Source organism: Afipia broomeae ATCC 49717, from assembly GCF_000314675.2.
Taxonomy (GTDB): Bacteria; Pseudomonadota; Alphaproteobacteria; order Rhizobiales; family Xanthobacteraceae; genus Afipia; species Afipia broomeae.
Genome location: NZ_KB375282.1, coordinates 1,518,214 through 1,541,864 on the forward strand (window position 1 = coordinate 1,518,214; position 23,651 = coordinate 1,541,864).

Consider the following 23,651-nt stretch of genomic DNA (forward strand, 5'->3'; position numbering starts at 1 on the left):
CAGAAATTTTCCTGAAGCCCGAAGAACAACATCAATCACTGCTGCACCTGCACTCACCAACGTTAGGTGAGGCCTTCACGTCGCATGGTGAGTATGACGATATTAATAAATTATCATACACGCAAGATGATAAATGGGGCAATAAAATCAGTCGGTTCTTGAAATCCCCAAACGCGACTGGAGCGGCTTCCGAAAGAGCTGCTCGACACGTACGCATTCCCCTTACGGACAATCGGATGTCCTTTCGATGCGGATTTGGCACTCGCTTCCTTGGCCGCTATAAGCGGCTGAGCTTGCTTGCTGAGTAGCTGAAGTCATCACGCAATTGGAGTTTCCGGATGTCGAAGGGTGCGTTGGCGCTGCTTATCAGCGGAGGCACTGATAATTGGGCTCCTGATCGCTGGAAGCTGCGGTTCAATCAAAAGCTCAAGGACCGGGATGTTGCTTTGTTTCCGGCTGACGCAACTGACCCAGACGCGGTGGACTATGCGGCTGTTTGGCAGCCGGAACCGGGCCTTCTTCGCACTTTCCCGAACCTAAAAGCGATATTCAATCTGGGTGCGGGTGTTGATGCCGTCTTGCAAGATCCGCTGCTTCCAGCCGTGCCGCTTGTCCGCGTCGCGGATGATGATCTGACGTCTCGCATGACAGAGTATGTCGTCATGCACACGCTGATGCATCATCGGCAACAGGCTTATCTCGCTGACTGTCAGAGAACGCGTGTCTGGGCACCCCGCGTGCAATGGCCGGCCCGAGCTGTCCGTGTCGGCATACTTGGAATGGGCGTATTGGGCCGGCAGGCTGCATTTGCACTTCGCGAAATCGGCTTTCAGGTCGCGGGATGGAGCAAGCGTGCAAAATCAATCGACGGTATCCAATGCTATGCAGGATCCGGCCAGCTTAGTGCGTTTCTTGCTCGAACGGATATCCTCGTCGTGCTTCTGCCTCTGACGCCCGAAACGCGAGGGTTTCTTGCGCGAAATCTTTTTGAGCAGCTTGCAAATGACGGTCCTCTTGGCGGGCCGGTGGTCATTAACGCCGGCCGTGGCGGACTCCAGAACGAGAGGGACATCATCGCCTGTCTTGAGGATGGAACGCTTAAAGCAGTGACGCTGGACGTGTTCGAACGAGAGCCACTCCCGTCTGACAGCCCTCTTTGGGCACATCCTGCGGTGACGATCTCCCCACACAATGCGGCGGATACAGATCCCGACTCTATCGCGTCATATGTTGCCACGCAGATATTGAGCTTCGAGGCAGGGCGACCGCTTCAAAATGTGGTGGATCGCCAGCGCGGCTACTGATTGCGGTGATGAGAGAAGTTTGGGCAGTGGTATTGCACTTTGGAATTATCCACCCCACCAGGAGCCATCCAGGGTTTCGCTAAACTGGTCGCGGCCACCTGTCTTGCATTCAAGAATAGCCGCAGTGCGAAGCCGGACGGGATCACGCTCTCCTTTCGCGGCGCAGATCAGGATTCTATGCGCCATAAGTGCCTTGGTTTCTGAAGTGCGCTTTTGGGCGGGAAGCAAGGACGCAACTTCATCCAGAATGGTTCTCAGCAGGGCGATCTCATCGGGGTTGAATAATGTGCGCTGAGAATTCATGGCACGCTCCTGTCGTAAGAAGCGTCAGATACCCGATCCAAGGGACGTTGTTAAACGATCAATCGGTAAGCTCGCATCAGTCAAGAGAGGTATGCTCGATGCCGGTTTCCTTTCCGTCCTTCAACCAGCGTCTCACGTCTGGGAGGTTTAACGGGTCAGGCTCGTCACACTCGATGCATCGATAGAAACGCGGCCCAACGCCTGTCTGCGGCAAAAGAAGCCGCTCCGGAAAATAGCAGTTTGGGCAGATGGGAGTCGTTGATCGGGCCATAGTGCAACTGTGAGATCAGAAGCTGCACGCGTCAATTGGAACCCCCGAATGGCGTTCGTTTGACGCATGGAGCGGTGAATTGTGGGGAAGAATGAGATCCCGCGTGCAACGCTCAAGCGTCGCTGGCGTTGCTAGATTTCCTGCGATGGACGCGGGCGCCGCGCGCAATCACACGAGCTCATTCTTCGCGTGTTTGGTCTCGAGCCCGTTCATTTGAATTGCGCGAACAACTGCGATCCGCGCGAACCAGATAGAACCGATCTCATCTGCAGCTTGAGCGATTGCATCGCGAGCATTCTTCCATTCACTGGTTTCCCTTTCAGCTTCTGAAAGCTCGTCGATATACCCAATGGCGTCGCGAAGGGTTGTCGCAACCGCGCCGTTCGGTAAGTCGATTTGCGCTGCAAACGTTTGATCCCAGGACATCACATAACTCCACGCAGGATTGTTAAAGCATGCAGGTTCTTGCCTGTTACGATCGTCGATAATTCCCGATTGAGTTAGAACATTGGCAATAATGTGCCTCGAAAGGGAGTTCACGCTTCGCCTGGGTGACATCGAACTCTATTCCAGTTCGATTGCCTGATACTTTCCGGTTTCATCCAACGCTGTACCCCACACCTTGTGAGAGGCCTGGTGTTCACCGCGCCCAAAATTAAGATATGTGCCAAGTCCCATGTCCAGGTTGCGCATACTTTCGAGCGTGTCGACGAGTTTCTCGGTGTCGAGTTGCGGACCGGCACGTCTTAGCGCTTCCACCAGCACGTTAGCCGCAACGTACCCCTCGAGCGAAACATAGTCCGGCGCTTCACCGGGAAAATATTTCGCCAAGGCCGACTTGTATTCGAGAACCACGCTCGAGTAACCGGCCACCGCGGGCACAACCTGCGTTACTATAACGCCAGCGGCATAGCGTTTTCCCAACAACATCAATTCATCGGCAAGGGCCGTGCTGCCGACGAACGATACATTGGTGTAAATCATCGCAGGATAGAGGTCGCGGGTTTTTTCAATGAACCTTGCGGCGGCTCGATAGGTCGCAACCATGACAATCGCTTTGATCGGCGTCTTATGCGCCTTCAACTGGGCAACTGCATCATCCACATCCACGGTGTTGCGCTGGTAATTAAGCCGCAGAACCGTGCTGTCGCCAGCTCCTAGCGTCCGCATCGCCTTGGCAACGCCGGCAAAGCCTGAATCTCCGTAGGGATCCTGCTGGGCAAAAACGGCGATCTGTTTCGACGGTATCCGTCGCACTTTCACCAAGTATCGCACCACGGCATCGGTCTCTTCTGCGTAGCTCGCGCGATAGTTGAACACGTAGCGGTCGGGCGGGTCCCGGCGGAGGAGATTGGCTCCGGTAAAGGCGCCGAAGAACAACATCTTTCGCTCAAGTGCGTACGGGACCGCGACGACAGCTGTGGGCGTTCCAACATTTCCGATGATGCCGAACACCCGCTCTTTCTCGTAAAGCTGCTTCATTGTCTCCGCGGTTCGTGTCGGCTCGTAGCCGTCATCTGCCGCTATCAGCCGAAGCATCCGGCCTTCCACGCCCCCGGCGTCGTTCACTCGATTAAAGGCAGCGTCGATCCCGAGTTTCATCTGGCGTCCAAGCTCCTTTGCGGAGCCGGAGAATGGTGCCGAAATCCCGAACCGGATTTCTCGATCGCTTACGCCGCGGACCGCCGTGCTTGCGGCACCGGGTGAAGTCGCTGGTGCTGCAGTTATGGCACCGGGTGAGGCTGGCCCGGTGATCGATTTTTCGAGATCAGCGAGCTGACGTTCCGCCGAAGCGCAATCGATCTGACCTGCCGTTACTGCACGGCGGCCGTCCGCCACGGCGCGATCAAACAGCTGCGTAACGTCGGCGCGCTCAGCCTCGCCTGGCGAGGCTTCCTTGATCACGACGGCAAACTTATCGACGATCACCTGAATGCGGGGCCGGGCGATGTCGCGGCAGACCAGCGCCGAACCGATAACCGGCCCGACGCGACCCGCAAGGTCTCGGACAACATCCAGCTTGTCTCCAAGCGCCGCACCCGCGGAGCCTGCGAGCAAAACACCAAGTGCCGGAGCGATCCAACGACAGGTCATCGCTCACTCCACGAGACCACGGTCACACTGGACCTGTCGTGCAGCATCGTCAATTGTCCTTCGCGTTCCGGTCGCTCACCCTCGTGATTAAGGCACCTGAGCTGGTTTTTGCTGCCATTGCAAAAATTGCTGCAGCAGCGTTTCGGACTGCTCGTGCGTGGGAGCAGGCTGGTTGGTTCGGGCTGACGTGAGAACGGTCTGAAACTCTGAAACAGCGGATTTCGAATCCTCGCGTTCCTGGGTTGGCGCGTAAAGTGCGGCTTTCATCGATTGGAATATCCCGGAGGCGGATGAACCGGCGCCGTCTGGCTGTCGTGTATTGTCCTGCGAAGCAGGAACCATGATCACGAAGAAGAGTGCCACAATGGCCGAAATGCCGATGGCTGCGCCGAAGCGGCCGGCGACGCCAAGCAGAGCCCGCCGCTGGTCACGGTCATGCGCGAATTCCGGCGGCTCGTGGATGACCTCAGGATCAAGGGGATGCTGCAAGGCTTCGGCAACCGCTCCCTCAAGAAGAGCGTCGTAGGAAGACCGAGTGGAAATTGGGCGCCGGATGCGCTCAGATCCCGTTTCTGAAAACTCGGATATCGATTCTGAAAGCGAGGCTGAAGGACGCGCCGATCTTTCACGCAACCAGCGCGGCGCATAATACAACGGATTTTGGGGATTGAGATGGTCCTGCGGGCTTAAGGTACTCATACGCTACTCCTCACAACGTTTAACCGCTTGGTCTCAGTCACCTCAGGGGTGATGTGGCCATGGCGGTGGATGGTTTCGTGGGTGTGATGAACAAGATTCCAGTGGTCAAAGCCGGCCGCACGGAAAAGCCGCGAGATCGGTCAAGACGAGACACAAAGTTTGGTAGTCGGGAAACTTGAAACAGGGCGTCGGATACCGGACCTGCATATTGCAATGTCGTCCGCTTCAGCCATTGAGTCATATCTCGCGGCTGCACCGTCCATAACGCTTTCATCGCCTGTCCCTCGGCAAATGTTCCGTCTGCTGAACGAGCGGCGGACAATCACCCACATTTGATGGAACCGCGACCGGACATTAGTAAGTCAAAAACTCGACCGAACTGAGATAAGAATCGGTTCCCGACAATTTTCAGTTGTTTTGATTCTATTTTTACAGCCGTTGATTGCGCAGAAAATTGTCTTTTCGGCAGATGCGATGTGTGTTTGGAGAGCGACGCAATCGCATATGAAAATGCTGCCGCAACAGATTCGATTGCAAGTGTGGAAGGCCTGTGTTGCCGGTCACACCGATAGTTGTTCGTTATCGCAATGAAAAAGGGCGCATTAACTAACCGTTAACCAACGCGGCTCAGTCTTTAACTATTCAATAACGAAGAGTGAGTCGGCGGTCATGGACGCAGAAGCGGTACCACAACGTCAATTGGTGCGTCTCCGGGGGCGGTCCTATGTCGCGTTCGTGTTTTCCCCAACGGTTCCAATTGTCGGTTGGCTTGAGGAAATAGACGCGACACTCGCGCGTTCGCCCGGATTTTTTGTCGGAAAGCCGGTCGTTCTGGATCTATCGGCACTGGCCCTTAGCCAATCCGCGATCGCTCATCTCGTCAAAAGCCTGGAAGATCGGAATGTCCGCGTTCTCGGGATCGAGGGCGTGGATGCGTCACTGCTCACCACGAGCATGCCGCCGATGCTGAGCGGCGGACGCCACTGCGTGCTCGAGCAGACCGAAACGAAGAAGCCCGAAGCGAAACCGCAACCAACGTCTCTTCTGCTGGAACAGCCTGTGCGCTCAGGCCAATCCGTCGTCTTTACCGAAGGCGACGTAACGGTGCTGGGTTCAGTCGGGTCCGGTGCCGAGATTGTCGCCGGCGGCTCAATTCATGTCTACGGAACGCTGCGTGGCCGGGCGATGGCCGGCGTCAACGGCAACGCGGCCGCACGGATTTATTGCCAGAAGATCGAAGCCGAGCTTCTGGCCATCGACGGTTACTACCAGACTGCAGAAGACATCAACGCGACGCTTCGCAATCGGCCCGCTCAGGCGTGGCTCGACGGCGATATCATGAGAATTACACCGCTGAATTAACCAGCGAAGGAGGTAAGGATGGCCAAAGTCTTGGTCGTGACGTCAGGTAAAGGCGGCGTGGGAAAAACGACTTCCACCGCCGCACTCGGTGCAGCACTCGCGCAAAGCGGGGAGAAGGTCGTTGTCGTCGATTTCGACGTCGGGTTGCGCAATCTCGACCTTGTCATGGGAGCGGAGCGCCGCGTGGTGTTCGACCTCATCAATGTTGTGCAGGGCGTAGCAAAGCTCTCCCAAGCGCTTATTCGCGACAAGCGCCTTGAGAATCTTTGGTTGCTTCCAGCGTCCCAAACGAGGGACAAGGATGCACTGACTGAAGAGGGTGTCGGGCGCATTATCGAAGACCTGCGCAGCAAGTTCGACTGGGTTCTTTGTGATAGCCCGGCGGGCATTGAGCGCGGAGCGACCCTTGCGATGCGCTATGCGGACGAAGCCGTCATCGTTACCAATCCCGAAGTCTCGTCTGTGCGTGATTCAGACCGAATCATAGGCATGCTCGATTCCAAAACCGTGAAGGCCGAGAAGGGCGAACAGGTGAAGAAGCATGTGCTGATCACCCGCTACGACCCGGGGCGCGCCGCACGGGGAGAGATGCTGAGCATCGATGACATCCTCGAGATTCTCGCCACACCGCTTCTGGGGATCATTCCCGAGAGCCAGGACGTGCTGCGGGCTTCGAACGTCGGTTCTCCCGTTACGCTCAACAATGCTGCGAGCGCACCAGCCCGCGCCTACATGGATGCGGCCCGGCGCCTGATGGGTGAATCGATCGCAATGACAGTGCCGGTCGAGCGCAAGGGCTTGATGGACCGATTGTTGGGACGGAGGGCTGCATGAGCATGAATCTGTTGCGGCTGTTCAGCGGCCGTCCTGCTTCCGCGCCGGTTGCTCGGGAACGGCTGCAGATTCTGTTGGCGCATGAACGCGGCTTACGCGGCCAGCCCGATCTTCTGGCAATCCTGCGAGAAGAGATCCTTGCCGTGGTTTCACGGCATGTCGTACTCGATCCGGAAAAGGTCATCGTTCGGATGGACCGCGGCAAGAGCGTTTCGACGCTGGAGGTTGATATCGAACTTCCCAACGGATTCGACAAACGGATGGCAGCTGCTGTTTGACAATGGCTGCCTTCGGCATCTGCTGGCGCAGTTTCCCTTCACCGGATGTGTTTGGGCGCCAGGCGAGGAGAGGCATACCTTAAATGCTGTAATTTCTGTTCCTGCTCCAGGATTAGCCCAGCATTTGTGTGTCGCCGCAGATCGAGATGGCTTGACCTGAAATGGTCCGGCCTTTCGGACTGCACATGAAGATGATTTGATCTGCAAGTTGCTGCGGCGTGACATATTCCTTAATCGATGTGTAGGAAAACGCCGTCTGCTCCATCTGTGTAAATGAGATGCCGCGCTGCTGTGCCTTGGATTCAAGTACACGCCGCTGGCGGTCCCCAGCCACCAGTCCGGGCAGGACGGCGTTGACGCGGATGTTATCCGGGCCGAGTTCGATGGAAAGGGATTTCGTGAACCCGATAACCCCCCATTTGGCAGCGGCATAGGGCGCACGCATCGCAAATCCAAGTCGTCCTGCTGCGGACGAAATGTTGACGATCGACGCGTTCTTGCTCTCGCGTAGCAGTGGCACAGCAAGACGAGTGCAGTTGAACTGTCCCGTGAGGCAGATATCCAGACAGCGATCCCAGTCCTCGGGATTGATCTCATCGACTTTGGCGGTCGGTCCGGCAATGCCGGCATTGTTGACCAGCACATCGAGACCGCCGAGAACGGAAGTCGCTTCCGCGAAAAGCGATTTCACCGCCGCCCGATCCGCGACATCGCAGACAGTTTGCGTCAACGTCGGATCGCTGGCTCTTAGTGCCTTAAGTGCTTCGGTATCGACGTCGCAAATGTGAACATTTGCGCCTTCGCCGGCAAACGCCCGCGCAATGGCGAGCCCGATTCCGTTGGCGCCAGCCGTCACCAGCACGCGCAGTCCCTTGATATCGAGATTCATGTCATCTCCAGGCAATAACAACTATTGTTCAGGAAGACCGCCGCGCGACAGAATGACCTCTGCGGCGTTGTTGATGTCGGCGGCGATCCCCTCGCGTGCGCCGGATTCATCCCCGGCCTTGATGGCGGCCAGAACCTTCGCGTGGAAACGCACGGCATCGCCTTTCGCCAGGCGTTCAGGATTGGCACGCAGGTCGAGGTTGATAACCGGCCCAGCCTTTAGCCAGAGCGCGCGGATGATGTCCACCAGAGTCGCCGAGTGTGCCGCCTCATAGACGGCAAAATGGAACGATTTATTGTATTCAACCGCACGGGGAAGGTTTGGTTTGGCCGCACGGCTTTCAGAGCGCATCTCGGCTTCTGCGCGCGCGATGGATTTGAGATCGTCGTCGTTCCGGTTTCTGGCGGCTGTGGCCGCGACATGTCCTTCGATCGCGATGCGCGCTTGCGTCAGATCGCGGAACTGAGCTGCCGTCATCAGACGCACGCGGACGGCGCGGTTTGGTGTCACTTCGAGCGCTCCGTCGGCCACCAGCCGCGAGACGGCCTCGCGCACCGGCATAATAGAGACGCCGAGGACCTCTGCGGTTTGACGCAGCGAAATCTTTTCGCCGGGCGCCATCCGGCCGGAGATCAGAAGGTCGGACAATTGCGCATAGGTGCGCCCGCCCAACGTCTGCCGGTCAAGCGGCTCAACTAGATCAAGCGCGGCGGGGCGATTCATGACCGTTTATCCTGCGGGGCGTGCATCGCGAAACAAGGGACTCGACAAGGCGACGATGGTTTGTCAGTCTAAGTGTGATCACAGATCACGGCAAGCGATATAAGCGCCAATAATCGCGCGGCGCCCGGCCGGAAAGTAAGCGCCGCAAAACGCGGCCGTCACAGGGAGGAAGGCTTATGTCGATCAAGGATAAATTCACGCGACGCCGTTTGCTGAAGACCGCCGGCGGTCTCGCGCTGGTATCTGGACTTTCCGCGCCGTCGATCCTGCGCGCTCAGTCGGCCGACGTCATCCGGTTCGGCCATCTGACACCGCGCACCGGCTTTCTCGGGCCACTTGGCGAATACGGCGTGATGGCCGCGGATCTTGCGGTGGAAGAAATCAATGCGGCGGGCGGCGTGATGGGCCGCAAGGTCGAGTTGCTGAAGGAAGACTCGGTCAATCCGCAGACCGCTTCGACCAAGGCGGAACGCATGATCGAGCGCGACAAGGTCGCCTGTATCATCGGCGAGATTTCGTCGGCGTCGTGCCTGACCATCGCGCAGGTCGCATCGCGCAACAAGACGCTGTTCATCAACACCGGCGGCAACTCGGATGCGCTGCGCGGCAAGGATTGCCAGCGCTACATGTTCCATGTCGAGTCCCAGAACTCGATGTATGTGAAGACGGTGGGCCGCTCATTCCTTCAGGAAGGTCTCGTCAAGGGTAAGAAGTGGTACTCGCTGACGGCGGACTATGCATTCGGTCATGACCTGCTGCGCGTCGCCAAGCGCTTCATGGAAGGCAACGGCGGCCAGTTCGCCGGTGACGATCTGGTGCCGACCGACGCCACCGATTTCTCGGCCTATCTGCTGAAAATCCGTGATGCGAAACCGGATCTCGTCGTCATCAATCTCGCCGGAAACCAGATCACCAATTTCCTCAAGCAATATGCTGAGTTCGGCCTGACCTATCCGGTGGGGGGCTTCGGCTTCGACACAGCGCTGGCCTGGGCGGCGGGCAAGGGCAACTTCGTCGGCACATGGCCGGTGGTCTGGCATCATCTGCTCGACACGCCCGGCAGCAAGGCGTTCGTGGCAGCCTTCAGCAAAAAGTACGGGAAGCCGCCGGAAAATCAGGCGTGGGGCGATTACATCGCCACCAAGATCGTGGCGCAGTCCATGAACGATCTGAAGTCGGCGGAATCGCCGAAGATCATCGAGCACCTCGAGAAGGGTGCAAAGTTCGATCTTCTGAAGACTAGGCCGGGCTATTTCCGCGCCTCGGATCATCAGCTCATGCACGAGATGTATGCGGTGAAGGCCTTACCTGCCGCTCAGATCAAGAATCAATGGGACATCTTCTCATCGAGCGGTCCCGTGCCCGGTCCGAACGAAGACCTCGAAGTCATCGCTGCTACCAAAGAAGAGAACAGTTGCACGTTCCCGTCGTAACACCGACTTGATGCGATCCTCCGGGGCATTCGGAGGATCGCACTCTTCTTTCCTTGTTTCGGCACACGTGTTGCGCGTGGCTCATCGATCGCGGGGCGGCGACTATGTCCGGTATATTGCTCGCACAGCAGATTCTGAACGGACTGCTTGACGGCGTTTACTACCTCCTGATTGCGCTTGGGTTATCGCTGATCTTTTCGCTCGGCGGCATCGTCAATCTTGCGCACGGCGCGTTCTTTGCCATCGGTGCTTACCTTACTCTGGTGATCTCGCCTTATCTCGGGTTCAGCGGAGCATTTGTACTATCGCCGGTGGCGGTGGCATTGCTCGGCGTCGTGATCGAGCGGCTGCTGTTCCGGCGTTTCTATCGCGCCGATCCCATTCTCTCCCTGTTGCTGACATTCGGACTGGCGATGGTCGCGGAGCAGGCGCTGCGTATGATCTTCGGCGCGCCGCCGCTGTCATACTCGATCCCGCAGGATTTGCGCGGGCAGGTGGCGATCGGCTCGTTCATCTATTCGTTCTACCGCGTTGTCCTGCTCGGCATCGCCGTCGTCTGCGTCGCGGGATTATGGTTCCTGCTGAGAAAAACCGCGTTCGGCCGTGTGGTGCGTGCGGGCGTGCAGAACCCGGACATGGTCGGCGCACTCGGGATTTCCCTGCAGCCTTACATGTCCGCTGTTGCTGCACTCGGTATCGGGCTTGCGGGACTGGCCGGTGTGCTGCTCGCGCCGATCTACGCGATCCATCCGGCGATGGGCAATGAGATCATCACACCGGCCTTCGTCGTGGTGGTAATTGGCGGTCTCGGATCGTTCTGGGGCGTCGTCGTTGCCGCGCTGTTGGTTGGGCTGGTGAAGGGCGTCATGGTCGGCATCGGCTACTCGGCGGCATCCACTGCTGCGATTTATTTCCTTATGCTTCTGGTGCTTGTGTTCAGGCCGCGCGGTCTGTTCGGCGAGCGAATCACGCGCTTCGAGTGAGGCCGTCTGTCATGCTCAAGCGGATTCCCGTTCAACTGGTCCTTGCCGCCATCGGGTTGCTCGCGTTGCCGCCGGTGCTGGTCGCGCTCGGCTTGACGACGACGTCGGCCACGGAAGTCGTCGTGTTCGGCATTGCCTGCATGGCGCTGAACATTCTCGTCGGTCATACCGGACTGGTGTCGTTCGGTCATGGCGCATGGTTCGGGCTTGCGGCCTACGCCGCGGCACTGCTCCAGCGCAACGTCATGCCTGATTCATTTTTCGGTCCCGCGATCGGCGCCATCCTCATTATTGTGCTCGTCGCAGTGCCGTTCGGTTTTCTCATTCTGCGGCGGCGAGGGGTCTACTTTTCGCTGCTGACGCTGGCACTGGCTGCGATGCTCTACACGGTGTCGTTTCGCTGGACCGATGTGACCGGCGGCGAGAACGGCATCGGCGGGATCGTCCGTCCGGCGATTTTCGGCTTCAACCTTGATTCCCAGGTCAACTATTACTGGTTCGTCGCATCCATCGCCTTCGTGGTGCTGGTGCTGCTGTGGCGTTTTCATAACTCGACTGTCGGAACCGTATTGGTGGCGATCCGCGAAAACGAGCAACGCGCGCGATTTCTAGGTTATCCGACCAATCGCTACAAACTCGCGGCTTTCGTACTGTCTGCAGCCCTGACCGGTCTCGCCGGCATCCTTCTACTTTACAAGAACCGCATGACATCCGCGGACCCGATCTCGGTTGCGTTTTCCGGCGAGCTGTTGGCCATGGTCGTGATCGGCGGTATGCGCAGTTTCCTTGGTCCTGCGCTGGGCGCGCTGTTCTTCATCCTGTTTCGCGAGTTTCTCGGTATCTACACCGAAAACTGGCTGCTCTGGTTTGGCCTCGTATTTGTGGGCTTTATCGTGTTCTCGCCGAACGGCCTGATCGGCGTGGGCGAGAAACTTCTTGCGCCGTTCCGTAAAAGGATCACGGAGGAAGCAGCGATGTCGGCCCGCAAGGTCGAGGCGTTGCCGCTGCCGGAATTCTTGCGGCCGAAAGCCGTGATCGAAGGGCCGGTGCTGGCCGCCCGCGACATCGTGAAGAGTTTCGGCGGCATCAAGGCGGTGCAGGGAATCAATATTTCAATCGCCGACCGAACGCTGCATGCGCTGATCGGCCCCAACGGCGCAGGCAAGACCACGGCATTCAATCTCCTGTCCGGCATGTTTCCACCAGATGAGGGGCAGGCCTCGCTGATGGGCAAGCCTATTGCCGGTCATTCACCGGAGGAGATCGCTGAAGCAGGCATCGGCCGCTCATTCCAGATCACCAATCTGTTTCCGGAACTGAGTGTCGGCGAAAATATCCGCCTGGCGGTGCAGGCGCGCCATCCGCGCCGGTTCGATCCCTTCACCAACGCGCTGTCTATTGAGGCGATCAACCGCGAGACCGACGAGGTCATCCGTTATCGGGGCCTCGCGGGCATCGAGAAGGCGGAGGCGGGCGCGCTATCCTATGGCGGCCAGCGGCTGCTCGATATGGGCGTTGCGCTGGCGACCGCGCCGCGTGTGCTGCTGCTTGATGAGCCGCTCGCGGGGCTTGCCGCTGCCGAGCGTGAACGCATTGGAGCGATCATCAAGCGCATCTCGTCTGATCTACCGGTGCTGCTCGTGGAACACGACATTGATCGGGTGTTCCAGCTCGCGGACCATGTGACGGTGATGAACGAGGGGCGTGTGCTGCTTGACGGCACCGTCGAGGATGCGCGCAGCAGCAAGAAGGTTCAGGAGATCTATATTGGCTCCGGTGCTGCCGCCGTGGCGGCAAAGCCGCGCGAGACATCGGCGAAAGCAAGCGCCTTGCTCACTGTAGCAGGCGTCGACACGTTCTACGGCAAGAGCCATATTCTCAACGGCGTGAATTTCACGCTGCATAACAACGAAATCGTCGCGCTGCTCGGCCGCAACGGCGCCGGAAAGTCTACGCTGCTGAAGACGCTGGTGGGCATCGCGCCGGCATCAAACGGGTCGATCAAGCTTGCCGACGCTGAACTTGTCGGGCGTGCATCCGCCGAATGCGCGCGGCTTGGCATCGGTTATGTCCCGCAGGGGCGAGGGTTGTTCGCGGGCATGAGTGTTGAACACAATCTCGATCTGGGCGGCTTGAAACGACAGACCGGTAATGGTGTACATTGGACCCGCGAGCGGGTTTACGAATACTTCCCGCGTATCCGGGAGCGGCTGGATAGCCCCGCGGACTATCTGTCTGGCGGCGAGCAGCAGATGGTGGCGGTGGCGCGCGCGTTGTCGGGTGACGTGCGCGTGCTGCTGCTCGATGAGCCGTTCGAGGGACTCGCTCCCGCCGTCGTCGAGCAACTGTTCGAGGCGTTCGACCGGTTGCGCAAGGAGGTCGCGATCATCATCGTTGACCATCATCTCGATCTTGCGCTGGCTTTGTCGGATACGACAGTGGCGCTTGAGCGTGGGCGTATCATTCACGAGGGGCCCTCGAAGGCTCTGCGCGACGATCTCGATCTGCGGCGCAAGGTATTGTGGTTGTAAGGCGAAAGACAAGAAAATATGTCCAGTAAAAGAAGCGTCGCCATTGTCGGAGTTGGTTTGATCGGACGCGCCTGGGCCGCAATCTTTGCGCGCGCGGGCTGGAATGTGCGGATCATCGATCCGCATGCGCCGACATTGAGTGCTGCGCCCGATCTTATTAGGGATGAGCTGCGTTCGCTCGCGAAGCATGGGCTTGCCGAGGACCCGGATGGCGCAGCGGCGCGTGTCTCGGTGGCGAGCGATCTGGCCGATGCCCTGAAGGACGTTGAATTCGTTCAGGAGAACGGTCCCGAAAAAATTGACGACAAGATTGCGCTGTTCGCCGAAATGGATCGTCTTGCCGCGCCGGATACGATTCTGGCGTCGTCGACATCGGCCATCGTGGCTTCACGTTTCACGGAGAACCTGAATGGCCGCGCTCGCTGTCTCGTTGGTCATCCGGTCAATCCACCGCATCTGGTGCCTTTGGTCGAGCTTTGCGGTGCGCCGTGGACATCCCCCAAGTCAATTTCGCGTGCACGCGAAATCTATCGCACCATCGGTCAAGTGCCGGTCACGGTGAATAAGGAGATCAACGGCTTCGTGCTCAATCGGTTACAGGGCGCGCTGCTGGCGGAAGCTTTCCGGCTGGTGGGCGAGGGGTACATATCGGCCGAAGACCTCGATCACACTGTTAAGGATGGCCTTGGGTTGCGATGGTCATTCCTCGGGCCGTTCGAGACAATCGAACTCAACGCGCCCGGTGGAATCCCGGATTACTGCGCGCGCTACACCGGGTTTTACAAGGAACTCGCGGCAGCGTCCGCCGGACCTGAGGTGTACCAGAGCCCTAACGTCGATCACGTCATTAAGGCTTGGCCGCACCTGCCAACGCCTGAGCGCGTTGAAAAATTGACGATCCGCCGCAACGAGCGTCTCGCGGCGCTGGTTGCGCACAAGGCCAAACAGAGCGACTAGTTCCACGAGCCTGCAAAAAAGAAAGAGACAAGAAATGAGCCGCAAAATCATCATCACTTGCGCCGTGACCGGCGCGATTCATACACCGTCGATGTCCAAGGCGCTGCCGGTGACGCCGCAGGAAATCGCCGACGCTGCTATCGGCGCGGCGGAAGCGGGCGCCGCTATCGTTCATCTTCACGCACGAAATCCCAAAACCGGCCAGCCAGATCAGAGCCCGGAAGCGTTTGCGCCATTCCTCAAGGTGATCAAGCAGCGTTCAAATGCGGTGGTCAATCTTACGACCGGCGGTTCGCCAACCATGACAGTCGATGAACGGGTCCGGCCCGCGGAATATTACAAACCGGAGGTAGCGTCGCTGAACATGGGATCGATGAATTTCGCGTTCTTCGGCATGCTCAATCGTTTCAAGAAATTCGAACACGAGTGGGAGCGCAAGCATGTCGAAAACAAGGATATCGTCTTCCGCAATACGTTCCAGGACATCGAGTATGTGTTGAGCAAGCTTTCGGGAAGCGGAACGCGCTTCGAGTTCGAGTGCTACGACACCGCTCATCTCTATAATCTGAAGTACTTCCTCGATCAGGGCTTGGTGAAGGCTCCACTGTTTGTGCAGACGGTGTTCGGTTTGCAGGGCGGCACCGGTGCCCATCCGGAGGATGTGCTGCATATGAAGCGCACAGCGGATCGGTTGTTTGGCGATCAGTACGTTTGGTCGGTATTGGGTGCCGGCCGAAACCAGTTACCGATCGCGGCAATGGCGGCTGCGATGGGTGGCAACATCCGCGTCGGACTTGAAGATTCCCTATGGGCAGCGCCGGGCCGCATGGCGGAGTCCAACGCCGAGCAGGTGCGTCTGGCGCGCAAAATTATCGAGGGGCTCGGCCTGGAGGTCGCCACGCCTGATGAGGCCCGCGAAATCCTCCATCTCAAGGGTGGTGACACGCTTGAAGTCTGATCGTCTGGATAAAATGCGGTTCCGTCGCCGAGGGAAATCGCGATCAACTTCACGATGGCACCAAGGTCGGATGCGCAGTTACCTGACTATCAGGACTGGTTTGCGGCCTTGGGAAGCGCTTTTGGATCGCCCGAGAATCTCGCGCGTATCAGGTTAATTCCGGCCCGCAAGAAACAGCCAACCGCCAGTCCGGCGAAGACACCGAGCACTTTGACGCCAGCATCCCGCAAGCGAGCATGCCGGCCGAATGAGGCGACCTGTGCAAACTCAATAACGAAGACGGCGAGCACGAGCGAAAGCCCAATAAAGGAAATTCGGTTCGGATAGGCGAGCGTGAACAGCGTCGCGACCGTGAGAAGAGCGAAAAATCGTTCAACGCTGCCCGGCAGGTGAGTGACCGGACGCAACCCAATCGGGCCGTCCGTTATAATCACGATTGCGAGAATAGAGGTCCACGCAAGCACCTGAAATGTGGTTCTGAGCATTACGCTTTGCTTCGCCTTTAGATCTCACGCCGTTCTGACGCGCTTATAGAGCCAATTTTATACATCCAATCCTGTTCTGATCGGTAGGTTAACAAAGCGTTAATCGATGCAATCATTTTGAGGCAAGGTAAGCCTAACAAGCGATGAGATCCCGCATTGTCTTTCCCTTTCATCATCGTCAGCATAGGACATAAAAAAAGACGAGGCGGCTCAAATGAATTCATGGCTCGATGGCTCCGATCTAATCGAACTCGCTCCGGGAAGCGCGCAAACGGCGACTGATCGTTTGCCGGTCATTGCTCCCGTTATACCGCAAAATACTGCTCCCCGCCGCATCAGCATTTTCGGGTTGGGCTATGTTGGTGCGGTATCGGCCGCATGTTTTTCGCGCACTGGTCACACAGTTATTGGGCTTGATACCAATGAGATCAAGCGGCAGTGCTTTCGCGAAGGCAAGCCGCCGGTCGTGGAGGCCGGTCTTGACGACTTTATGCAGCAAGGGGTCCGGTCTGGACGCTTGACGGCAACCGACGACGTCAATCAGGCGATACGCGATACCGACATCTCGCTGATCTGCGTTGGGACGCCCAGCCGGGATAACGGCAGCATCAACATCGATACCGTCTGCAGCGTTATTGCGGAAATCGGCCGCGCGCTTCGGGAAAAGCAGGGCGATCACCTTGTCATCGTGCGATCGACGATGATTCCGGGTTCGATGCGCAACACAATCATTCCGATCCTCGAGCGTGAATCCGGACGACGCTGCGGCGAGGGGCTATCCGTCGCGTACAATCCCGAATTTCTCCGCGAGAGCACGGCGGTTGCCGATTTCTTTGCACCGCCAAAGACCGTCGTCGGGGCGGACGATCCAGCCGCCGCCCTTGCGGTTGCGAACCTCTACGAAGGAATTCGCGCGCCGCTTTTCACGGTATCATTCGAAGCCAGCGAAATGATCAAGTACGCTGACAACACATGGCATGCCCTGAAAGTCTGCTTCGGAAACGAGATCGGAAACATCTGCCAGGCGTTGAATATCGACAGTTATGAGCTGATGAATGTGTTCTGCTCCGATACGAAGCTCAACATTTCCCCTTATTATCTCAAGCCGGGGTATGCGTTCGGTGGATCCTGCCTGCCCAAGGATGCACGCGCGCTGACGTATCTTGCACGTCAACTCGACGTCGAAGTGCCGATCCTCTCCAATATTCTTCCGAGTAACCGCAATCAGATCGAAAGAGCTATTGCGAAGGTTGTTGGGTTCGGCCAACGCGACATTGCCGTGCTCGGATTCAGTTTCAAGCCCGGTACGGACGACTTACGCGAGAGCCCGCAGGTCGAATTAATCGAGCGTCTGATCGGCAAGGGGTTCAACCTTAAGCTTTATGACCCGAGCGTCAATCTCTCGAAGCTCACGGGTGTGAACAGGCAGTACATCGAGAAAGCGATCCCACATATTGGTTCGATCATGATGACTTCGCTGCGAAAGACCGTGGTCGCAGCCGACGTCATTATCATCGGCAACGCCTCGCCTGAATTCCGAAGCATTGAGCCGATGCTCAGCGAAGATCAGATCGTTCTCGATCTTGCCCGGTTGTGGGAATCTCCAGACATGAAGGCGCGTTATGTCGGAATCAACTGGTGACCCGCGCCTGGTCAAGGATGGACGGCCGCTTCGCGTCCTGATCATCGTCGAAAATCTATCCGTACCTTTCGACCGTCGTGTATGGTCGGAAGCAAAAACGATGGCGAAAGCCGGCTGCGTGGTCTCCGTGATCTGCCCGAAGGGGTTTAACGCGCAGAAGAGCTACGAACTGATCGATGGCGTTCATGTTCATCGCCACGGGATGCCCTTCGAAGCCAAGCGTGCATCGGGCTATCCGCTCGAATACGGCTGGGCGCTGGCTTGTGAGTTCGTCCTGAGCTGGAAGATTCTTTTCGCGCGCGGGTTCGATGTGATTCATGCATGCAACCCCCCCGATACGATCTTTCTGATCGGCGGTTTCTTCAAGTTCTTCCTCGGTAAGATGTTCGTGTTCGATCATCACGACATCAATCCGGAACTCTATGTATCGAAATTCGGCCGGAAGGACGTGTTGTATCGGTTGCTTGTCCTGCTTGAGAAGCTGACTTTCAAAACGGCGGACATCTCGCTCGCGACAAACGAATCCTATCGCAGGATCGCACTGACCCGCGGCGGCATGCGTGACGAAAACGTTTTCGTAGTCCGCTCCGGCCCGGACCTCAATCGCATCCAAATCATTCCCCCCAACCCGCTGTTGCGAAAGGGACGCCGCTTCCTGATTGGTTATGTCGGCGTCATGGGTGCACAAGAGGGGATCGACCTTTTGCTGAACGCCGTGAAGGTGATTGTGGAAGATTTCAAGCGGTCTGACATTCATTTCGGGCTGGTCGGCGGAGGCCCCGCGCTCGAAGAAATGAAGGCGCTGGCGAAAACGCTCGGCGTGGATGACTTTGTCACGTTCACGGGCCGCGCCAGTGATCACGATCTCTTCGAGATGCTGAACACGGCGGATGTCTGCGTTAATCCAGATAAAGCTGACGAAATGAACGACAAGTCCACCATGAACAAGATCATGGAATACATGGCGCTGAGCAAGCCGATCGTTCAATTCGATCTGACAGAAGGGCGAGTCTCCGCAGCAGATGCATCGCTTTATGCCCGGCACAACGATCCGAAAGACATGGCGGCCAAGATCATCGAACTCCTCGATGACCCTGAACGTCGTGCAGCGATGGGCGCTTTCGGCCGGCAGCGCATTGAACGCGACTTGTCCTGGGAGCACGAGGCGCCGAAGTTGCTCGGAGCGTACGCCGCGCTGATCAAGAACAGGACCACCCGGCCTAAGGCTAAAGCGCCGGTCACCGTGACCCCGCAAGCACGCTAGGATCGTCTGTCGACATGGCAGCTTCGTTCGCCAAACTTGGATGGTACGTCAACCGGCTGCGGGCTATGAGCATTCCGGAGCTTGGCCATCGGTTGCGCGAAGCCGGAAAGCGCCGCCTGTCCGCGACAAGATCTTACGACTATTCAGCCTTTGCGATCGAATCTTCGGATCTGCCGTTTCTTTCAATCGATATCGACCGGCTGCAGTCGATCGACGCCGGCACGCGTGCGCTTTGGCAATCGGTCGCCCCGACCGCGATGTCGCCGGGAATCTATCGCGCGCTCGGCCACGATTTCCATCTGTCCACTGAGATGGATTGGCATCTCGATCCCGTATCGGCGTTGCGCTGGCCGGATAACGCCTATTGCTTCGATATCGAGTATCGGCACGATCGCCTCCGCGGCGACGTGAAGCTGGTCTGGGAATTGAACCGCCTGCAATTTGTGCCGGTGATCGCGGCGCTGTCCAGACTGAAAAATGATGATGAATTGGCGCAGTCGGCGCTCGATCTGATCGAGAGCTGGATCGATGCGAACCCGCCATTCAAAGGGGTCAACTGGATATCCGGGATCGAACTGGCCCTCCGCGTCGTCTCGATCCTGCTGACAATCGGACTGGTTGGCCGGGAGCGGGTTGGGGCGCGGCTTTCTCGCAAGATCGCGGCCTGCTTGGCCGCGCATGCTTACTGGCTCAAGCGTTTTCCATCGCGCTATTCGTCGGCAAACAACCATCTGATTGCGGAGGAGGCGGCTCTTTTCGTTCTGGGCACGCTTTGGCAGGGGGCTGAAATTGATGCGTCGGCGGCGAGGGCAATACTGATCGCCGAAGCATTCCGTCAGATCCACGACGATGGCGTGGGTGCGGAACAGTCGCCGACATACACCGCGTTTACATGCGAGTGGTATTTGCTTGCATTCACTGTCGCCGAAGCGGCCGGCATGCCGTTTCCGGATAACGTCATTGCACGCGTCGCGTCCGCTGGAGAACATTTGCGATGGTTGCTCGATAGCTCGGGAAATCATCCTCGCATCGGTGATGACGATGAGGGCCGTGTCATAGCGTCCGGCGCAGGCCATGAGCCACTTTATGTAGGATCAGTTGTGAACGGGATTGCGGCCTTGACCGGCCGCCAGGATCTGGCTGCGGATTACGGCGCTCCACAGTTGCGAAATCTTCTTGTCGGCTGGCCTGACGCTACATCGGTATCAGGTGCAGGCACGCGCATATTCGAGCGCGGAGGATATACGGTCTCACGAGGCCAGATGAGCGGACGCGAGTCGTTGGCCGTGTTTGACCATGGCCCCCTCGGCTATCTGTCGATTGCGGCGCACGGCCACGCTGATGCGCTGTCGCTGACGCTGCATCTTGACGGAAGACCGGTGCTCGTCGATCCCGGAACGTACCTGTACCACTCTGGTGGCAGCGTCCGGGACCGCCTGCGCGGGACGGCGGTTCACAATACACTCTGCATTAATGGAACCGACCAGAGTGAAATTTCGGGTGCATTCAATTGGCGGCGTAAGGCCACTTCGGAATTTACCGGTCTGCGTGAGACGGGTCACGGCGTCGATGTCTCAGCTCAACATGACGGGTATGCTCGCGATTTTGGGCTGTTGTGTGAGCGCACGATCACTGTCGATGCCAGCGGGCTTACGGTGCGGGACAAACTCCTCGCGACGGGAGACCAGGCGTCAAAGCCGCTGACCTCAATCAGCATTGGGTTTCTGCTTCATCCGGAATGTTCGGCAAGGATTGAGGGGGCGACCGTCGTTGTCACACGTGGCGGCGAGGCGCTGATGCAGGTCTCCGCCCAGCCGAACGTCTCCGTTACGCTTGAGGTTGCGGAATATTCACCAGCGTTTGGCGTTATGGAGAGTGCCGCACGCATCGTTTTTCGTGCCAATGATCCGAAGACGCGAGAGTTCCGCACACGGATCGATGTTCAGTCTGCCGCTACTTCCGTGAGTAACGTTTCGCCGGCTTTGCAGCCGTATCAGGCGCCGGCCTCGAATTTCGCAGACGCAGGTCTCCGATGAAAAACCTGAACGTCGTGCTCTATTTCGGGGCTAATCTGGTGCCCCGCCTGTCGACATTCGTGCTGCTGCTGGTGCTGACCCGGTTGCTGTCGATGGACGACTACGGGATGTTCGCTCTCATCGTTGTGACGGGCGAAATTCTCGATATGGCCACCGGCGGATGGGTGCGTCTCTTTGTATTGAGCAGCGAGAGCAAGGATCGTGTTCCGTCCGCAGGCAGGCTCGGCCGGGCGCTTGTTCTGACCGTTGCATCTTGCGTCCTGTCGTTGCTGGGCGCGCTGCTGCTGGCAATCGTCCAGCCCAGCCTGTCCGGGTGGTTCACGGTTGCCGTCGCGGTCTATGTGCTGGCTTTCGCTGTGTTGCGGCTTGGTTTAACGCTGTTGCAGACGCAGCAGCGTCATGGGCTTTACGCAGGCGTTGAGATCGCGCGGGGCGTTCTGTCGCTCGGTTGCGGGGTAGGCGCTGTCCTGGCGATTGAACCGACGTTCTTTGCTGCGTCGCTTGGGATTTCCCTGGTAACACTTGTTTTGGGAACGCTCGCCTGTGCCGTGGCTTTCCGCGACCTGCCGTGGCCTTATTTTCCACGTCAGGGTTATCGCGCCGCTCTGTTGTTCGGAGTGCCGATCGTATCGGTCACGCTGCTGGCGCAGACAGTCGGGTGGCTCGATCGCTTTATCCTCAATCACGCGCTTGGACCTGCGAGCGTCGGGCTTTATGCGGCAGCGTATGCTCTCGCCAGGCAGCCAGTTGAGTTGTTCAGCGGCTCGCTTAATCCGTATCTGTTTCCGATGCTTGTCCGCAGCTATTCATCTGAAGGGCGAGAAGCGGCCGGCCGCGTTCAGAGCGGTAACATTCTGACTCTGATCCTGCTGTGCGGTGCCGTGGCGGTCGGCATCGCGCTGCTTGCGCAGCCATTTGCTGAACTGGTGTTGCCAGAGGCTTACCGCGTTGAGGCCGCGCGGGTCATGCCATGGATTGCCTTCGCAACGCTGTTCGCAAGCCTGAAGAACTTCTGTTTCGATAACGCGTTCTACATCACGAAAAAGAACTGGCAGCAGTTCGTGAGCATGGCTCCGCCTGCGGTGATTTCGCTGCTGCTCGGCCTCCTTTTTATTCCGCAAGGCGGTCCGCAGGTTGCCGCCATAATCGCGGCATTTTCATCCTTCGTTTCGCTCGCGGGCAGCGCATTTCTCTCCACACGCCTGTTGCCATTTACTGTTCCGTGGCTAGCCATTGCAGGGCTAGCAGTTTCATTTGGGCTGGCCTCAGCCGCGACCCTCGGCACCCGCGTGCTTCTGGGCGGGCAATTGCCACTGATCATACTGTTCGGAGGAACCGCGACATTCATCGCGGTGTATGCATCAACGCTTTCTGCATCTGGATTTGCGCTGGTGCGGATGCTTGACCGGCCGTGGGAAATCTGGCGCGGACAATCCGCCCCGACGGCTACCGCCGAATCAGTATCGTATTGAACAAGCCGAGATAGCTGCGGATCGCGGTCTCGGCGTCAAACATGCGCGCGCGCGCGATCCGCGGTGCAGGATCGCCGGGATTGGCAAGTGCCTGGTTGATGGCCCGCGCGAGCGCATCGATGTCGCCATTGTCCACGAGCGAGCCGACACGGCCGTGCTCGAGAATTTCGTCGGGGCCGCCACTTCGTGTCGATACGACGGGAAGTCCTGAGGCCAGCGCTTCGACAACTACATTGCCGAAGGCTTCCCGGCGCGACGTCAATGCGAAACACCGGGCTTGCGCATAGCAGGGCCATGGGTCATCGCGGTAGCCCGGAAGTTCCAGTCTGTCTGCGACGCCCAACTGTTTTGCGAGCACCAGCAGGTTGTCGCGTTCGGGACCTTCGCCAAAGATCACGACGCGTGCATCAGGGGGCATATGGGGAATCGCCTGAACCAGTGCAGCAAGGTTCTTTTCCGGATTAAGTCTTCCAACGCCGAGAACGACGGGTGGGCGCCGGAGGAGGTCGCTATGGCTCGCGGGTATCGCGTGCTCAACTGACACCGGATTGTAGATACGCGTCAGCTTGTCCGACGGCGCCTTCCAGTCGTCGCGGAGATGTTCGAGCAGTCCATCGGATACGCAAACGACCGCGTCAGCGCGTTGCGCCAGCCACGGCGCGAATGAGTACGACAAGTGACCAAGCCGCCCGCGTCCGACATCGGAACGTCCGTGATACGAAAGTACAATGCGGGATTGGCCGCCCGCCAAAAGGCGGGCCACAGAAAGCTTGACGTTCGCGGCACCGCCGATCGCGAGGACGACGTTTGGCTTCTGCGACCGTAAGAAACCGGTGAGGGTGAGAATCGAGCGGGCATGGGAACTTCCGAGCACGCAGATTGACACGCCCGCGTCGATCAGGGCGCGGTTCTCAGACGCCTCGAAATCAACGAGCAGGCTGGTGCGCCAGCCGGCCTTGAAGAAACCGGATGCCAGCAGGGCGGCCACGCGTTCCGCTCCGCCCCGGTTCAGGGCCGGTACGTAAACCGCAACGTGTTTTGATTGAATAACCATCAATTTGACCATGCACGGTTAAGGTAAATGTCCGATTTACCGCAGGCCTCTTATGGGCTGCGGTACATAGACATGTTCG

The 23,651-nt window shown here is 58.2% G+C and carries 21 protein-coding genes; 13 read left to right on the forward strand and 8 right to left on the reverse strand.

The annotated features are described in order from the left end of the window. The first annotated feature begins 338 nt into the window (after positions 1-338). On the forward strand, positions 339-1,304 hold the full coding sequence (locus HMPREF9695_RS06955) for a 2-hydroxyacid dehydrogenase (protein WP_006020117.1): 966 nt from the start codon (positions 339-341) through the stop codon (positions 1,302-1,304). A 45-nt stretch (positions 1,305-1,349) separates the two neighbouring features. Here HMPREF9695_RS06955 and HMPREF9695_RS06960 read toward each other — a convergent pair whose 3' ends face one another. From HMPREF9695_RS06960 to HMPREF9695_RS06975, 4 genes are all read right to left on the reverse strand, one after another. Beyond that, a complete protein-coding gene (locus tag HMPREF9695_RS06960; RefSeq protein WP_006020118.1) occupies positions 1,350-1,607 on the reverse strand; it encodes a hypothetical protein in 258 nt (85 codons plus the stop codon). 439 nt (positions 1,608-2,046) lie between these two features. Next, complete coding sequence (locus tag HMPREF9695_RS06965; RefSeq protein ID WP_006020119.1) at positions 2,047-2,304, reverse strand: hypothetical protein; 258 nt, start codon at positions 2,302-2,304, stop codon at positions 2,047-2,049. 138 nt (positions 2,305-2,442) lie between these two features. After that, positions 2,443-3,972, reverse strand: a complete 1,530-nt coding sequence (locus HMPREF9695_RS06970) for an ABC transporter substrate-binding protein (protein ID WP_006020120.1) — start codon at positions 3,970-3,972, stop codon at positions 2,443-2,445. Positions 3,973-4,059: 87 nt separating this feature from the next. Beyond that, positions 4,060-4,671, reverse strand: coding sequence for a hypothetical protein (locus HMPREF9695_RS06975; protein WP_006020121.1), 612 nt, complete (start codon positions 4,669-4,671; stop codon positions 4,060-4,062). A 669-nt stretch (positions 4,672-5,340) separates the two neighbouring features. On the opposite strand from HMPREF9695_RS06975, the gene minC reads away from it, so the two are divergent. Genes minC through minE form a run of 3 tightly spaced genes read left to right on the forward strand, consistent with a single transcriptional unit; the run spans position 5,341 to position 7,145 of the window. Continuing rightward, positions 5,341-6,033 carry a septum site-determining protein MinC gene (gene minC, locus HMPREF9695_RS06980; protein WP_006020122.1) on the forward strand — a complete coding sequence of 231 codons (693 nt, stop codon included), beginning with the start codon at positions 5,341-5,343 and terminating at the stop codon, positions 6,031-6,033. Positions 6,034-6,051: 18 nt separating this feature from the next. After that, the gene (gene minD / locus HMPREF9695_RS06985; RefSeq protein ID WP_006020123.1) at positions 6,052-6,867 is read left to right on the forward strand and encodes a septum site-determining protein MinD; all 816 of its coding nucleotides are present in this window, start codon (positions 6,052-6,054) and stop codon (positions 6,865-6,867) included. Beyond that, positions 6,864-7,145, forward strand: coding sequence for a cell division topological specificity factor MinE (minE, locus tag HMPREF9695_RS06990; RefSeq protein ID WP_006020124.1), 282 nt, complete (start codon positions 6,864-6,866; stop codon positions 7,143-7,145). Before minD ends, minE begins: the two co-directional genes overlap by 4 nt. Before the next feature lie 112 nt (positions 7,146-7,257). On the opposite strand, the gene HMPREF9695_RS06995 is transcribed toward minE, so the two are convergent. Together HMPREF9695_RS06995 and HMPREF9695_RS07000 are read right to left on the reverse strand one after the other, a co-directional pair. Continuing rightward, entirely contained in the window at positions 7,258-8,034 is a 777-nt protein-coding gene (locus HMPREF9695_RS06995; RefSeq protein WP_006020125.1) for an SDR family oxidoreductase, read from the reverse strand. Positions 8,035-8,055: 21 nt separating this feature from the next. Beyond that, positions 8,056-8,757: a GntR family transcriptional regulator gene (locus HMPREF9695_RS07000; protein WP_006020126.1), complete on the reverse strand. Its 702-nt coding sequence runs from the start codon at positions 8,755-8,757 to the stop codon at positions 8,056-8,058. A 176-nt stretch (positions 8,758-8,933) separates the two neighbouring features. Between HMPREF9695_RS07000 and HMPREF9695_RS07005 the strand changes: the two genes are divergently transcribed. The 5 genes from HMPREF9695_RS07005 (at position 8,934) to kce (ending at position 15,619) form a co-directional block, all read left to right on the forward strand. Next, the gene (locus HMPREF9695_RS07005; RefSeq protein WP_006020127.1) at positions 8,934-10,190 is read left to right on the forward strand and encodes an ABC transporter substrate-binding protein; all 1,257 of its coding nucleotides are present in this window, start codon (positions 8,934-8,936) and stop codon (positions 10,188-10,190) included. A 104-nt stretch (positions 10,191-10,294) separates the two neighbouring features. Continuing rightward, positions 10,295-11,173 (forward strand): branched-chain amino acid ABC transporter permease, encoded by an 879-nt coding sequence (locus tag HMPREF9695_RS07010; protein ID WP_006020128.1) that lies wholly within the window; start codon positions 10,295-10,297, stop codon positions 11,171-11,173. An 11-nt stretch (positions 11,174-11,184) separates the two neighbouring features. After that, positions 11,185-13,704, forward strand: a complete 2,520-nt coding sequence (locus tag HMPREF9695_RS07015; protein WP_006020129.1) for a branched-chain amino acid ABC transporter ATP-binding protein/permease — start codon at positions 11,185-11,187, stop codon at positions 13,702-13,704. Between the two features lie 18 nt (positions 13,705-13,722). After that, positions 13,723-14,661 (forward strand): 3-hydroxyacyl-CoA dehydrogenase, encoded by a 939-nt coding sequence (locus HMPREF9695_RS07020; RefSeq protein WP_041711459.1) that lies wholly within the window; start codon positions 13,723-13,725, stop codon positions 14,659-14,661. A gap of 34 nt (positions 14,662-14,695) precedes the next feature. Then, the gene (gene kce / locus HMPREF9695_RS07025) at positions 14,696-15,619 is read left to right on the forward strand and encodes a 3,5-dioxohexanoate:acetyl-CoA acetone transferase (protein WP_006020131.1); all 924 of its coding nucleotides are present in this window, start codon (positions 14,696-14,698) and stop codon (positions 15,617-15,619) included. Positions 15,620-15,708: 89 nt separating this feature from the next. Here the strand turns inward: kce and HMPREF9695_RS07030 are convergent, their stop codons facing one another. After that, positions 15,709-16,104, reverse strand: a complete 396-nt coding sequence (locus HMPREF9695_RS07030; protein ID WP_006020132.1) for a hypothetical protein — start codon at positions 16,102-16,104, stop codon at positions 15,709-15,711. Between the two features lie 286 nt (positions 16,105-16,390). Here HMPREF9695_RS07030 and HMPREF9695_RS07035 point away from each other — a divergent pair, with 286 nt between their 5' ends. The 4 genes from HMPREF9695_RS07035 (at position 16,391) to HMPREF9695_RS07050 (ending at position 22,518) form a co-directional block, all read left to right on the forward strand. Continuing rightward, complete coding sequence (locus HMPREF9695_RS07035; RefSeq protein WP_245258725.1) at positions 16,391-17,746, forward strand: nucleotide sugar dehydrogenase; 1,356 nt, start codon at positions 16,391-16,393, stop codon at positions 17,744-17,746. Then, a complete protein-coding gene (locus tag HMPREF9695_RS07040) occupies positions 17,727-19,010 on the forward strand; it encodes a glycosyltransferase family 4 protein (protein WP_006020134.1) in 1,284 nt (427 codons plus the stop codon). Before HMPREF9695_RS07035 ends, HMPREF9695_RS07040 begins: the two co-directional genes overlap by 20 nt. A 257-nt stretch (positions 19,011-19,267) precedes the next feature. Further along, positions 19,268-21,046: an alginate lyase family protein gene (locus HMPREF9695_RS07045; protein ID WP_167540046.1), complete on the forward strand. Its 1,779-nt coding sequence runs from the start codon at positions 19,268-19,270 to the stop codon at positions 21,044-21,046. Continuing rightward, positions 21,043-22,518 carry a lipopolysaccharide biosynthesis protein gene (locus tag HMPREF9695_RS07050; RefSeq protein WP_006020136.1) on the forward strand — a complete coding sequence of 492 codons (1,476 nt, stop codon included), beginning with the start codon at positions 21,043-21,045 and terminating at the stop codon, positions 22,516-22,518. The genes HMPREF9695_RS07045 and HMPREF9695_RS07050 overlap by 4 nt, the downstream gene beginning before the upstream one ends. On the opposite strand, the gene HMPREF9695_RS25240 is transcribed toward HMPREF9695_RS07050, so the two are convergent. Then, positions 22,493-23,584 carry a glycosyltransferase gene (locus HMPREF9695_RS25240; RefSeq protein ID WP_006020137.1) on the reverse strand — a complete coding sequence of 364 codons (1,092 nt, stop codon included), beginning with the start codon at positions 23,582-23,584 and terminating at the stop codon, positions 22,493-22,495. The genes HMPREF9695_RS07050 and HMPREF9695_RS25240 overlap by 26 nt on opposite strands. Positions 23,585-23,651 lie beyond the last annotated feature (67 nt).

What these genes read in the sequence shown, in the direction of transcription:
- HMPREF9695_RS06975 (WP_006020121.1), bottom strand. Translation starts at nt 4,671, where the DNA reads ATGAGTACCTTAAGCCCGCAGGACCATCTCAATCCCCAAAATCCGTTG.
- HMPREF9695_RS06965 (WP_006020119.1), bottom strand. Translation starts at nt 2,304, where the DNA reads ATGTCCTGGGATCAAACGTTTGCAGCGCAAATCGACTTACCGAACGGC.
- HMPREF9695_RS07040 (WP_006020134.1), top strand. Translation starts at nt 17,727, where the DNA reads ATGTCGGAATCAACTGGTGACCCGCGCCTGGTCAAGGATGGACGGCCG.
- HMPREF9695_RS07050 (WP_006020136.1), top strand. Translation starts at nt 21,043, where the DNA reads ATGAAAAACCTGAACGTCGTGCTCTATTTCGGGGCTAATCTGGTGCCC.
- HMPREF9695_RS07000 (WP_006020126.1), bottom strand. Translation starts at nt 8,757, where the DNA reads ATGAATCGCCCCGCCGCGCTTGATCTAGTTGAGCCGCTTGACCGGCAG.
- HMPREF9695_RS25240 (WP_006020137.1), bottom strand. Translation starts at nt 23,584, where the DNA reads ATGGTCAAATTGATGGTTATTCAATCAAAACACGTTGCGGTTTACGTA.
- HMPREF9695_RS07010 (WP_006020128.1), top strand. Translation starts at nt 10,295, where the DNA reads ATGTCCGGTATATTGCTCGCACAGCAGATTCTGAACGGACTGCTTGAC.
- minC (WP_006020122.1), top strand. Translation starts at nt 5,341, where the DNA reads ATGGACGCAGAAGCGGTACCACAACGTCAATTGGTGCGTCTCCGGGGG.
- HMPREF9695_RS07020 (WP_041711459.1), top strand. Translation starts at nt 13,723, where the DNA reads ATGTCCAGTAAAAGAAGCGTCGCCATTGTCGGAGTTGGTTTGATCGGA.
- HMPREF9695_RS06995 (WP_006020125.1), bottom strand. Translation starts at nt 8,034, where the DNA reads ATGAATCTCGATATCAAGGGACTGCGCGTGCTGGTGACGGCTGGCGCC.
- HMPREF9695_RS07030 (WP_006020132.1), bottom strand. Translation starts at nt 16,104, where the DNA reads ATGCTCAGAACCACATTTCAGGTGCTTGCGTGGACCTCTATTCTCGCA.
- HMPREF9695_RS06955 (WP_006020117.1), top strand. Translation starts at nt 339, where the DNA reads ATGTCGAAGGGTGCGTTGGCGCTGCTTATCAGCGGAGGCACTGATAAT.
- HMPREF9695_RS06960 (WP_006020118.1), bottom strand. Translation starts at nt 1,607, where the DNA reads ATGAATTCTCAGCGCACATTATTCAACCCCGATGAGATCGCCCTGCTG.
- HMPREF9695_RS07005 (WP_006020127.1), top strand. Translation starts at nt 8,934, where the DNA reads ATGTCGATCAAGGATAAATTCACGCGACGCCGTTTGCTGAAGACCGCC.
- HMPREF9695_RS07045 (WP_167540046.1), top strand. Translation starts at nt 19,268, where the DNA reads ATGTCGCCGGGAATCTATCGCGCGCTCGGCCACGATTTCCATCTGTCC.
- kce (WP_006020131.1), top strand. Translation starts at nt 14,696, where the DNA reads ATGAGCCGCAAAATCATCATCACTTGCGCCGTGACCGGCGCGATTCAT.
- HMPREF9695_RS07015 (WP_006020129.1), top strand. Translation starts at nt 11,185, where the DNA reads ATGCTCAAGCGGATTCCCGTTCAACTGGTCCTTGCCGCCATCGGGTTG.
- minE (WP_006020124.1), top strand. Translation starts at nt 6,864, where the DNA reads ATGAGCATGAATCTGTTGCGGCTGTTCAGCGGCCGTCCTGCTTCCGCG.
- HMPREF9695_RS06970 (WP_006020120.1), bottom strand. Translation starts at nt 3,972, where the DNA reads ATGACCTGTCGTTGGATCGCTCCGGCACTTGGTGTTTTGCTCGCAGGC.
- minD (WP_006020123.1), top strand. Translation starts at nt 6,052, where the DNA reads ATGGCCAAAGTCTTGGTCGTGACGTCAGGTAAAGGCGGCGTGGGAAAA.